This is a genomic window from Nocardia sp. NPDC056952 (genome assembly GCF_042674185.1).
In the GTDB taxonomy this organism is placed as follows: domain Bacteria; phylum Actinomycetota; class Actinomycetes; order Mycobacteriales; family Mycobacteriaceae; genus Nocardia.
Genome location: NZ_JBHURA010000002.1, coordinates 123,886 through 136,168, shown reverse-complemented (window position 1 = coordinate 136,168; position 12,283 = coordinate 123,886). Strand labels below are relative to the sequence as shown.

Annotated in this window: 9 protein-coding genes; 1 reads left to right on the top strand and 8 read right to left on the bottom strand. The window is 67.9% G+C overall.

The features are described from left to right. From ACFTS5_RS07800 to ACFTS5_RS07765, 8 genes are all read right to left on the bottom strand, one after another. Window positions 1–1,338, bottom strand: a complete 1,338-nt coding sequence (locus ACFTS5_RS07800) for an NtaA/DmoA family FMN-dependent monooxygenase (protein ID WP_378628620.1) — start codon at window positions 1,336–1,338, stop codon at window positions 1–3. Next, the gene (locus tag ACFTS5_RS07795; RefSeq protein WP_378628618.1) at window positions 1,338–2,678 is read right to left on the bottom strand and encodes an LLM class flavin-dependent oxidoreductase; all 1,341 of its coding nucleotides are present in this window, start codon (window positions 2,676–2,678) and stop codon (window positions 1,338–1,340) included. Before ACFTS5_RS07795 ends, ACFTS5_RS07800 begins: the two co-directional genes overlap by 1 nt. After that, entirely contained in the window at window positions 2,675–3,865 is a 1,191-nt protein-coding gene (locus ACFTS5_RS07790) for an acyl-CoA dehydrogenase family protein (RefSeq protein WP_378628616.1), read from the bottom strand. Before ACFTS5_RS07790 ends, ACFTS5_RS07795 begins: the two co-directional genes overlap by 4 nt. 293 nt (window positions 3,866–4,158) lie before the next feature. After that, window positions 4,159–5,064, bottom strand: coding sequence for a LysR family transcriptional regulator (locus ACFTS5_RS07785; protein WP_301900819.1), 906 nt, complete (start codon window positions 5,062–5,064; stop codon window positions 4,159–4,161). 110 nt (window positions 5,065–5,174) lie between these two features. Beyond that, window positions 5,175–6,956, bottom strand: coding sequence for a dipeptide ABC transporter ATP-binding protein (locus ACFTS5_RS07780; protein ID WP_378628613.1), 1,782 nt, complete (start codon window positions 6,954–6,956; stop codon window positions 5,175–5,177). Then, a complete protein-coding gene (locus ACFTS5_RS07775) occupies window positions 6,953–7,816 on the bottom strand; it encodes an ABC transporter permease (protein WP_378628611.1) in 864 nt (287 codons plus the stop codon). Before ACFTS5_RS07775 ends, ACFTS5_RS07780 begins: the two co-directional genes overlap by 4 nt. Then, window positions 7,813–8,766: an ABC transporter permease gene (locus ACFTS5_RS07770; protein WP_378628609.1), complete on the bottom strand. Its 954-nt coding sequence runs from the start codon at window positions 8,764–8,766 to the stop codon at window positions 7,813–7,815. The genes ACFTS5_RS07775 and ACFTS5_RS07770 overlap by 4 nt, the downstream gene beginning before the upstream one ends. Window positions 8,767–8,769: 3 nt before the next feature. After that, the gene (locus ACFTS5_RS07765) at window positions 8,770–10,425 is read right to left on the bottom strand and encodes an ABC transporter substrate-binding protein (protein ID WP_378628608.1); all 1,656 of its coding nucleotides are present in this window, start codon (window positions 10,423–10,425) and stop codon (window positions 8,770–8,772) included. 219 nt (window positions 10,426–10,644) lie between these two features. On the opposite strand from ACFTS5_RS07765, the gene ACFTS5_RS07760 reads away from it, so the two are divergent. Then, complete coding sequence (locus tag ACFTS5_RS07760) at window positions 10,645–12,279, top strand: ABC transporter substrate-binding protein (protein ID WP_378628607.1); 1,635 nt, start codon at window positions 10,645–10,647, stop codon at window positions 12,277–12,279. Window positions 12,280–12,283: the final 4 nt, after the last annotated feature.

Below are 12,283 nucleotides of genomic sequence, written 5' to 3'. Positions count from 1 at the left end.
TCAGGTTGTGGAAACGGTTTCGCGGGCAAAGGAGTTCGCGGGTTCGGACAGGCCGAGGTGCCCGCGCAGGGTGGTGTGTTCGTACTCGCGACGGAAAAGCCTGCGCTTGCGCAGTTCGGGCACGACCTGGTCGACGAAGTCGGTGAGGTAGCCGGGCAGGACGGCCGGGATGATGGTGAAACCGTCGATGCCCGCGTTGCGGTGCCACAGCTCGATGTGGTCGGCGACCGTCTGTGGTGTCCCGATCACCACGCGATGCCCGCCCAGGAACTCGGTGAGCAATTGCCGCACGGTGTGGCCGGTTTCGAGCGCGTAGCCGGTGAGTGAGGCGAAGAAGCCCTGCGGGCCGATCCGGTCGGCGGGCAGCGTGGTGAGCTGGTGCGGCAGCGGGGAGTCGAGGTCGAGTTCGACGTCGGGATAGCCCAGCCAGCGGGCGAACTGGCGCACCGGAGCGCTGTCGGGGTGCAGCCGCCCCTGCAACTCGTCGAACCGTGCGCCGGCCTCGGCTTCGGTGGACCCGATCACCGGGACCAGGCCGGGAAGGATCCGGATCGCGTCGCCGTCGCGGCCGGAAGCCACCGCTGCCGAACGGATCTCGGCCGAGAAGCTGCGCGCGGCCGACAGGCTGAGCTGGGTCGTATAGATCGCTTCGGCGTGGGCGGCCGCGAAGGCCCGGCCCTGCGTGGACGCTCCGGCCTGCACGAGAACCGGGCGGCCCTGCGGAGAGCGCAGCACGTTCAGTGGCCCGGCGACGGAGTAGAACTCGCCCCGGTGGTCCACCGCGTGTACCCGATCCGGATCGGCGAAGACACCGGCTTCCTGGTCGCCGATCAGCGCGTCGGATTCCCAACTGTCCCAGAGCTTCTCGGTCAGCGAGACGTACTCGGCGGCACGCCGGTACCGTTCGTCGCGCTCGGGCAGCTCGGCGATGCCGAAGTTGCGAGCGGCGTTCGGCTCGAACGTGGTGACCACATTCCAGCCCGCTCGACCCCCGCTCACATGGTCGATCGAGAGGATCCGCCGGGCCAGGTTGTAGGGCAGGTTCAGCGAGGTGGTCGCGGTGGGGATCAGCCCGACGCGCTCGGTCGTCACGGCCAGCGCCGAGCTGAGCAGGATCGGATCGAGCGTGGCGGCGGGCGCCCGGGCGATGCCGGGCTGCTGCACCGGGATGTCCGGGAACAGCAGGCCGTCGAGTCCGCCACGTTCGGCCTCGGCCGCGACCCGCTGGTAGTGCGAGAGCTGGATGAAGGCGTCGGCGGGCAGGGTCGGTTCGAGCCAGGCGGCCGGGTGATAGCCGGCGCTGCCGACGTTGACGAGGAAGTGCAGTCTGCGTGCCATCAGGCAGCCCCTTCTGCGATGGTGCCCGGGAAGGTGGGGACGGGCAGGCCGAGGTGACCGCGCAGGGTGGTCGCCTCGTAGTCGGTGCGGAACACGCCGCGCTCGCGCAGGATCGGCACGACACCGTCGACGAAGTCGTCGAAGCCGCCGGGCAGCACATCGGGCATCAGGTTGAAGCCGTCGGCGATGCCCGCCTCGACCCAGTCGATGATCGCGTCGGCGACCTGTTCCGGCGTGCCGGTGACGATGCGGTGGCCCGCGCCGCCGCCGAGGCGCCGCAGCAGCTGGCGCACCGTCAGGTTCTCGCGCCGGGCGAGGCCGAGGGCGATCCTGTAGAAGGTCTGTGACCCGCCCGCCTCGTCGGGGTCGGCCAGCAGGTGCCACGGGAGCGGGCCGTCGAGGGTGAGATCGTCGCGGTCGACGCCGAGCTGGGTGGCGAGCCGATCGAGCGCGTAGTCCGGTGGCACGAGCTCGGCCAGCAGTTCACGGCGCTGGGCGGCCTCGGCTTCGGTGGAACCGAGCACGGTGGACAGGCCGGGCAGGATCAGCACGTCCTCGGCCCTGCGCCCGTAGCCGACCGCCCGCGCCTTCACGTCGCGGTAGTACTCCCCCGCCTCGTCCGCGGTCTGGGCGGCGGTGAAGATCACCTCGCCGACCCGGGCGGCCAGTGCCCGGCCGTCTTTCGACGCGCCGGCCTGCACGACCACCGGTTCGCCCTGCGGCGAGCGCGGAACATTCAGCGGACCGGCCACGTCGAAGTGCGGGCCGTGGTGATCGACGGCGTGGATGCGCGTGTAGTCGGCGAAGCGGTGGGTGGCCTTGTCGCCGATCAGCGCGTCGGGCTCCCAGCTGTTCCAGAGCGCGCGCACCACCTCGACGAATTCGGCGGCGCGTTCGTAGCGCGCGCCATGGGCCGGTTCGGCGTCGAAGCCGAAGTTGCGCGCCGCGTCGACACCGGCGGTGGTGACCACGTTCCAGCCGGTGCGCCCGCCGCTGAGCAGGTCGAGCGAGGCGAAGCGGCGGGCGACGTCGTAGGGGTCGTTGTAGCTCGACGACAGGGTGGCGATGAGGCCGACGCGCTCGGTGGCCGCGGCGAGGGCGGCCAGAATCACGGTCGGCTCCAGGCTGTTGAACGGCCGGTACCGGATGTCCTCGCGGATGGCGGGCCCGTCGGCGAGGAAGATCGCGTCGAACTTGGCTTCCTCGGCGCGCTGGGCGATGCGCACGTAGTGGTCGAGGGTGAAACTCGCGGCGGGGTCGGTGCCGGGGAAGCGCCACGAGCCGCCGAACACGCCGGCGTTGAGAATGTTGACATTGAGGTGCACCTGTCGGCGGGTCACGGCTGTTCCTCCTCGGCACGGCCCGCCGCCAGCGCGGCGCGACCGAGATCGGCGAGCACGAAATCGCTCTGCGGGAAATGGATTCGCCCGACCATGGCATCGCGATGGTGGCGTTCGAGCGGATGACGGCGGTCGAGGCCGGGGTTGCCGGTCAGGTCGAGCGCGGACTCGGTGACCCGGATGGCGGTGGAGGTGGCGACGTGTTTGGCCAGTGCGGGCAGGCGCCCGTGCTCGTCGTCGGCCAGGCTCGCCACGCCCTGGCGCACCAGTGCGCGGCTGGTCTGGATCCAGGCTTCGATCTCACCCACACGGTCGTGGAAACGCGGCACGGTGGCCAGCGAATCACCCAGTGCGGTGGGCACTCTGGTGTGCAGGTAGCGCACCAGCCAGTCCCGCGCCGCGATCGCGACGCCGTTGTAGTTCGCGGCCAACAGCAGCGGCAGCGATTGGCGCCCGGCTCGGCGAATCTTGGCGGTACCGCCGTGGGGGTCGCGCAGGTCGACGAGCCTGGCCTCGGAGACGACCGTGCCGTCGAAGACCACCGACTGGGTGTCGGAAGCGCGCAGGCCCAGGTGATTCCAGGTCGGTTCGACGTGCCAGTCGGTGGCGGTGCGGTCGAGCAGGAAGGTCGCCACACGCGGGCTCGGCTCGGCGGTGCTGGTAGTGACGGTGAACCAGCTCAGCCCGGAAATGCCGGTGGCGTAGGCCTTCTCACCGTCGATGCGCCAGTCCCCCGACTGCAGCCGGGTGGCGGTGGTGGCCGGGATGCCGCCGCGGGAGAGGCTGCCCAGTTCGCGTTCGACGGCGAGGCCGTTGATCAGCGCGCCGTCCGTCGCGGCCGAGCGCAGCACCAGTTCCTTCAGCTCGGCGGGCCATGGACTGTCGTCGCGGAGCAGGCTCAGATGGTTGGTGTAGTTCCACTGCAGGATCAGCCCGACCGACGGGTCGGCGGCGCCGACGCGTTCGATCACCTCGACCGCCTCGGCGAGACCCGCACCGAGACCGCCGTATTCCACCGGAACCGTGAGCGCGGGCGCGCCGATCGCGCGCAACGCCTCGAAGGCGGCGAACGGAAAGGCCCCCGCCCGGTCGTGTTCGGCGGCGCGATCGGCGATCAGCGCGAGCGCGTCGGCGAACGCGTCCTCGTCGAGACCGTGCACGGTGTGTGCTGGTGCCACAGCGGTCATGCGGGTGTCACTCTCCTGGTCGCGTCACGACCGCTCGGCGGCGGTCGAACGCAGATCTGTGCGACGCACCGGAATTCACCGGAAAGGGAACCGGGGCGCGATGAAGTGGATCGTCGAAATCAGCGACGACAGAGCGGAACCGTGGCGGCGGCCTCGATCCGGATATTCGGTAATTCCACGAGACCCCCTTTCCACGTTCGGCATCCGTAATCCAGTATCGGAACCTCCGACACCACCGAACAAGACAGCCGGTCTACCGGATTCGTTCAGTTTTTCTCGATCGTCGACCGCGATCAGGACGCCAACTGCTCGGGCGCGGCGATGGTGCGCAGCATCCGAATGGCCGCGGCGACAGCGGGCCTTTCCAGGGAAGCTTGCCGGTAGGTCACGCCGACCTGGCGCGACCCGTTGGCGATGGTGCAGGCGACCAGGTGCCGGTACTCCGGTGGCACCGACATCTCCGGTACCACCGCCACGCCCAGCCCGTGGTCGACGATCTCGGCCATCCCGGCGAAGGTGCCGCTGCGGTGCTCGATCCGCGGGGCGAACCCGGCCTCACGGCAGGCGTACATCACCGACACGATCGACGGCGCGCCGTCGCGGGCGGCGATCCAGTCGGCGTCGCGCACCGCGGACAAGCCCTGCTGGCGGGCCCGTTCCCGCAGGCCGGGTGGGGCGAGCAGCACGAGCGGATCGTCGAACAGGTACTCCGAGGACAGCCCGAGCGGCAGATCCCGAGCCCGGAACGAATACGAATAGGTGATCGCGATGTCGACCTCCTGCTGGCGGACCGCGGGCACCGCGTCCACCGGAATCAGGTCGACCACCTGCACCCGAAGGCCGGGATTCTCGTTCATCAGTCTCGCCGCGGCGGGCAGCGCGAGCCGGGTCTGCGCGGTGCGGAAGGTGGCCAGGGTGAGCACACCGGTGATGGCCTCCGCGGTGGCGGCCACCGCGCTCTCGGCTTCCTCGAGCGCGGTGATGATGCGCGAGGTGTAGTCCACCAGCACCCGCCCCGCGTGGGTCAGGCGCAACACCCGGCCTTCCCGGCGGGTGAGCACCGCACCCACTTCCTCTTCGAGAATGCGCAACTGTTGCGAGACCGCCGAGGTGGTGATCCCGTGCAATTCCGATACGGCGGTCATGGTGGTTCGCTCGGCGAGATCGCGCAACAGGACAAGGCGTCGAATGTCGTACATGAATTCCTCGCTTCGACCGGTTGGCGTCCGGATTCGCCCATCATCCGCACTAGCGACATTCCAGGAAATCCTTACGATCAGAGCGATTCTGTGCAGCTGCGCTTCGCCGATCACGCCACCACGGCATCGACGGCGACGGACGTGCCCGCACCCGCCGGTACCGCGTCGAGCAGCCGTCGGGTGTAGTCCTGAGTGGGGTTCTCGAAAACACTGGTGACAGAACCGGATTCGACCACCGCGCCCGCGCGCATCACTGTCACCTCGTCGGCGACCAGCCGCACCACACCAAGGTCGTGGGTGATGAACAGGTACGTCAGACCCTGCTGGTGCTGGAGATCGACCAGCAGACGCAGAATCTGTGCCTGCACCGAGACATCGAGGGCCGAGACCGCCTCGTCGAGGACGAGGACTCGCGGTCCGGCGGCGAGCGCGCGGGCCACGGCGACGCGTTGACGCTGTCCACCCGAGAGTTCGGCGGGCTTACGCGCCAGATGTTCTCGCGACAGGGCTACCTCGTCGAGCAGTTCACGCACCCGATCGCGGCGTCGCGGCCCACGCGGGAGCAGGCCGAGCGCGACGAGCGGTTCGGCGATGATCTGCTCCACGGTGAACTTCGGGTCGAGCGACGAATACGGGTTCTGATAGACGAATTGGACCTCGCGACGGATCGGACGAAGCTTCGCGCGCGAGAGCCCGTCTATGCGGGCACCGTCGAACCACACCTGACCCGAGTCCAGTGCGGTGAACCCCGCCGCGATCCGGGCGACGGTCGATTTGCCCGCCCCCGATTCCCCCACCAGCGCGTGTGTTGTTCCCGCGCGGACGGCCAGGGAGACGTTGTCGACCGCGCGCACGCCACCGTGCGCGAAGGTCTTGGTCAGTCCCCGGACCTCGAGCAGTGGCCCGGTCGCTTTCGGCACAGGCGTCGCCCGCCCCGGCGACGAGCCGATGGCCGTCGGCGCCGACCGCGCACGCACGGCCGACGATCCGGTCCCCGTCGACGAAGCCGATATTGCGGGAACCGGGGCCGCACTGGCGACGGAGGACTGGCCGCCTGCTTCGAGCCGGGGTTCACTGCTCGTCAGACGGGTGCTGTGCCGGGTGGGTGCCGCCGCGACCAGTCGGCGCGTGTAGTCGTGCCGGGGGTCGGCGAGAATGCGGGCGGCTCGGCCTTCTTCGACGATGCGGCCGTGTTGCATCACGATGAGGCGGTCGGACCGTTCAGCGGCCACGCCCAGGTCGTGGGTGACCAGCAGGACGCCGAGGCCGAGGGTGTCGCGCAGGTGGACGAGGTGGTCGAGGATCACCTTCTGCACGGTGACGTCCAGGGCCGAGGTCGGCTCGTCGGCCACCAGCAGCGCGGGGTCGTTGGCCAGCGCGATGGCGATGAGCACCCGCTGTTTCATACCGCCGGACAGTTCGTGCGGGTACTGCCGGAATACCCGTTCCGGTTCGCGCAATCCCGCCGTGGCCAGTTTCGCCACCGCGAGTTCGCGCCCCGGCCCGGATTCGACGCGCCGGTGCAGACGTAGTGCCTCGAGCACCTGGGTGCCGACCCGTTTGACCGGGTTCAGCGAGGTGCCGGGGTCCTGGGGCACGAAACCGACGAACGGGCCGCGCAAGCGGGCGAGTTTGCGGTCGTTCCACGACACGGTGTCGTGCCCGTTCAATGCCAACGCCGTGGCCTCGACCGTTGCCGAGCGTGGAAGCAGGTGCAGCGCGGCGTGGATGGTAGTGCTCTTGCCCGACCCGGATTCGCCCACGATCGAGACGAATTCGCCCCGGCCCACCGTCAGCGACACACCGTCGACCGCGGCCTGCTCGTTCGTGCCACGGGTGCGGTACCTGACGGACAGGTCCGCGATCCGCAGCAACGTTTCCTTCTCGCTCATCGCTTCTCTCCCAGCGCTCGCCCGATTCGATTGGTGGACAGCACGACCACGGCGATCACGATGCCGGGCAGCAGCGAGATCCACGGGTAGGTGGCCAGAAAGTCCCTGCCCTCGGAGACCGCGAGGCCCCATTCCGGGTCCGGCGGCGGTGCGCCGTAGCCGAGGAAGCCCAGCGCCGCCACGGCCAGCACTGCCGTGCCGCATTCGAGCGCGGCCAGTGACAGCACCGCCGAGACCGAGTTCGGCAGCACATGCCGCACTACGACCCGTCCGAAACCGGCCCCGGAGCCGTAAGCGGCCTCGACGTAGTCGGTGCCCGCGACCTTGAGCACCTCCGAGCGCATCACCCGCGCGAACGCCGCCACCGCCGAGATGCCCACGGCGACAGCGATGTTCACCGTGCCGTAGCCCAGCGCGGTGACCACGGTCATGGCCAGCAACAGGCTCGGGATGGCCAGCAGGACGTCGACGAAGCGCATGATCACCGCGTCGACCCGGCCACCGAGGAACCCGCTGAGCAGACCGATCGCCGATCCGATCACGAACCCCAGGGCCACCGCGAGCAGGGTCGCGGTGAGCGTGGTCGAGGTGCCGTAGATGGTGCGGGCCAGCAGATCGCGGCCGAGGCGATCGGTGCCGAACAGGTGCTCGAGACTCGGCGCGCTGAAACTTGCGTCCGAATCACCCTCCAAGGGTGAGTATTTCGTGAACAGGGACGGGACGAGCGCCCAGGCGAGCACGGTGGCGATCACCAGCCACGAAAGGGTCAGCCCCGGCGCGGCAGTGATCGCCGCGGTCGCGGTGCGCACGCGATCGGCAACCGTCGGTGCGGTACGGATGTCGTTGTCAAGGAGGGTCATGCGGAGGTCCTTGCTCGCACACGGGACCGCAGCCGCGGATCCGCCAGCGGATAGACGAGATCGACGAGGAAGTTCACCGTGACGAACACCAGCGCGGCGAACACCACCACCGCCTGCACCAGCGGCACGTCCTGGGTACGCACCGCCGTCTCGGTCAACCGGCCCAATCCCGCACGGGAGAAGACGGTTTCGACGATTACCGCGCCGGCGAGCAGGTTGCCGAAGGTGACACCGGCGATCGTGAGCGCGGGCAGGGCGGCGTTCTTCAACACCTCCCGCACCAACACCCACAGCCGCGTCGCACCCTTGGCCACCGACACCGTGACGTACCCGGCGTGCAGTTCGGCGTCGAAGTTCTTGATCAGCAGCTGCGCGATCGGCGCCGACACCGGAATCGCCAGCGTCACCGCGGGCAACACCAGCGCGCCGAAGCCTTCGTTGCCGATCGGCGGGAACCAGCCCAGCTGGAACGAGAACACCTGCAGCAGTGCGAGTCCCACCAGGAACACCGGCACCGACACCCCCGCCGCGGGCAGGGTCGCGACCAGATCGGCGACCCATTTGGTGCGGGTGTAGCCCGCGGTGGCGGCGACGGCGAAGGCCAGCGCGACGGCGAGGACCAGCGCGGCGCCCGCCAGCAGGGCAGTGTGCGGCAGCACCGACACGATCAGCGGCCACACCTGCTCGCCGGTGCGGGTCGAGACCCCGAAATCACCGGTCAGCGCGGCGAACAGCCGGTGCGTGTACTGCCCGACCAGTTGCTGATCCAGGCCGAAGTACTCCCGTGAGTTCTGTTTGTCCTCCTCGGAGATCAAGTCGCCCTGCGACGGGTCGAACAGGAAGTCGACCGCGTCGTAGGGCAGCACGAACAGCAGTACGAAGGTGAGGGTGTAGGCGCCCCACACCACGAACACCGCTTGCCCCAGCTTGGCGAGCACATAGCGCGACATCGGTTACCTCGGCTCGATCCAGGTGTCGTAGAAGACGTTGCGCGACTGCGCTTCATAGCCCACGTTGTGCACCCGCGGGGACGCCGCGGTCACCTGCGCCGGGTTGTACACCGGCACGGTGAGCACCTGATCCACGAGCAGGAACCGCTGCGCCGCCTCGGCCGCCTCGGCGCGCTTGCCCGGGTCGAGGGTCTTGCTCACCGCGCTGAGCTTGTCGATCGCCTGCTGGTAGAGCGGGTTCTCCGGCGCCAGCTTCGAGGAGTTGGTGTACTGCGGCGAGTACACCTGCTCGAGCACCGCCACATCGGCGCGACTCTGGTTGGCCACCTGGATGTTCCAGCGTTTCTGCTGGGTGGCGGCGGCGGTGTAGTCCGGGATCGGCAGCACGTCGAGTTTCAGGTCGATGCCGATCTTGCGCAGATCCTGCTGGATCAGCTCGTAGGCGGGCTTGTTGTTGACCAGGTTGTTGATGCCGAGCAGGGCGAGTTCGAGTCGACGGCCCTGCGCGTCCACCCGGATACCGTCGGAGCCCTTCTTCCAGCCCGCCGACTCGAGGATCTGCTCGGCCTTCGCCCTGTCCTGCTTCAGTTCCGCGGAGAAGTCGACGTGGCCGGGCACGCGCGAGGAGATCACCGAGCTCGACACCTTGTAGCTCGAGGTGAGCACTGTCTTCGCGAGCGCGTCGCGGTTCCAGCCCAGCTTCACGGCCTCCCGCACGGCACGGTCGTCGGTCGGGAACCGGTCGGTCTTGAGGTCGAAGGAGATATCGCGCCCGGGAATCAGCTGCGCGACGATCCGGTAGCCCTCAGCTTTCAGCGGCGCCTCGTCGGTGTTGTTGACGTCGAGGATCGCGTCGACCTGACCCGCGCGCAACGCACCCGTGCGGACCGCGGCCTCGGGAATCACCGAGATCTCCACGGCGTCGAGGTAGGCCTCGCCGTTGTGTTTGCGGCTGGCGGGCGCCCAGTTGTACCCGGGACGCTTCCTCAGCACCGTTTTCTGCTGGTAGACGTGCTCGGCGACGACGAAGGGACCGGTGGTTACCAGATTCTGCGCCAGCGCGCGCTGCTCTTTGGTCAGCTGCAGGGTCGAGTGACCGACGATGCCGGAGAAGTACAGCGAAAGCGCTTGCAGGAAACCGGCATTCGGTCGATTGAAGACGACCTTGACCGTCGTCGGGTCGAGTACCGTGGTGCTGGTGTAGCCGACCCAGTACGCGGTCACCGGCACGATGCCCAGCGCCTTGTCACCGAATCCGAGCAGGTCGAAATTCTCTTTCACCGAATCGGCGGTGAATTTCGAGCCGTCGGTGAAGGTCACGTCGTCGCGGAGCCGGAACGTGAATTCGGTCAGCTCCGGGTTGATATCCCAGGATTTGGCCAGCCACGGTTCGATGGCCCCGGTTTCGGGATTCTGGTAGGTCAATTTGTCGGTGATGTTGCTCGTGATGAGCGACTCCGGATACGAGCTGCCCGAATGCGGATCGAGGTTGGCGGGTGCGTCGAGCACGGCGAAACGCAGAGTCCCACCGGCGACCGGCGGGCCCGCGTCGTCGCTACCCGCGACCCGGTTGCCCGAGGCCGCGCAGCCCGTCAGCACGGAGCCGACGAGGGCGAGGGCTACGAGCACCGTCGCCGCGGAGAATGTTTTCGATGACATTTCGCGAAGTCTGCACAACGACAACTCCGCGAACAACCAAGTTGCACTTCGTGATTTGTTCAGTTTTAGTGAATCGGGAGCACTACACGATCGTGAAGCGAAACTTCAAAAACGGTGTAGGAATTCTTGGCGATCCGAAATCGCGGAATGTGGCGGTCGCGGACTTAACCTCCGGAGTGTAAGCAACACAGTCCGCTTCGACGAAAGACCCACGACCACATGAGGAATATTCGATTCCGTCACCTTCTGGCCACCGGCACCGCGGCCATCGCCCTCGCCACCGTGCTGGCCGCGTGTGGTGGGCCGTCGTCGCAGAACGAGGTGGGGGGCGACCCGGTTTTCGGTGGCACGCTGAACTTCTACGATCCCATCGAGTACGCGGCGTGGACGCCGGTCAACTCGATCTGGTCCAACAGCCAGGTCGCCAACAACCTCGCCGAGCGCCTGACCTGGCAGGATCCTGAGACCGGGGAGATCAAGCCCTGGCTGGCCACATCGTGGGAGGTCAGTCCCGACAAGCTGAAGTACACCTTCCGTCTGCGCGAAGGCGTCACGTTCAGCAACGGTGATCCGCTCGACGCGGCGGTCGTGAAGGCCAACTACGACCAGCACGCGCTCGGCGACAAAGCGCTCGGCATTCCGCCGGATCGGTTCTTCTCCGACTACCGGGCCTCGACCGTGATCGACCCGCTGACCGTAGAGGTGGCCTTCACCAAGCCCAATGCCGGTTTCCTGCAGGTGGCTTCGTTCTACCGGGCCGGCTCCATCCTGGCCAAGCCGTTCCTGGAGCGAGATCTCAACGGGCAGAGTCAGGCCAAGAATTGGATCGGCTCCGGCCCGTTCGTGGTGGAGTCGGTCACCGGCAACACCGGGATCATACTGAAGCGGCGCGAGGACTACAACTGGGCCCCGGCGGGTTCGGGCCATCAGGGCAAGGCCTATCTGGAGCGAGTGGTGTTCAAGACCGTGCCCGAGGCCGGGACCAGGGTCGGTGCGTTGCAGTCGGGTGAGGCGCACATCGCGCGCAATATCAGCCCTTACGACGAGGAGACGGTGACCGCCAACGGTGGCCGGATCGAGGCGTTCGCCGTGCAGGGCCAGACCAACAAGCTCTCGGTGCAACTGGATTCGACCACGCCGGTCGTGGACAAGCAGGTGCGCCTGGCATTGCAGGCCGCCACCGATCGCAAGGAGATCAACGAGACGGTCCTCTCGCCGAGTTACCCGATCCCGAACAGCATCCTGGTCAAGGACACGCCCAACCGCGGCGACGCGAGCAAGTACCTGGGTTATGACCTGAACAAGGCCAATTCGCTGCTCGAGGGAGCTGACTGGAAGAAGGGTGGCGACGGCATCCGGGTCAAGGACGGCAAGCGCCTGCAGTTCGAGGTGTGGGTGGCGCCGTTCTACCAGGTGTCGCAGCCAGTGCTGGAACTGCTGCAGTCCCAGTGGAAAAAGGCAGGCGTCGATCTGGTGATCCACACCGTGTCGCAAACCGAATACGAGTCGATCCGCAATTCCCGTCCCGACAACTGGTCGCTGGTGCAGGGCCAGACCTCGCGCGCCGAGGCCGACGTACTGCGCACCGCATTCGACAGCACCGCGCAGAACGAGTTCTTCGCTCCCGTGCCGGACGCGACGCTCGACGAGTTGGTGCGCGCGCAGGCCTTCGAGTTCGATCCGGCCGCCCGCACCAAGGCCATTCAGGCCGTCGAGGACCGGGTCTTCGGCGAGGGCTACGCCATTCCGCTCTACGACGAGACACAGGTGTTCGGCCTGGCGCCGACCGTGCACGGTTTCACCACCGAGTCCACGGCCCGCACCTGGCTCTACGACACCTGGATCACCGGGTAGGGGC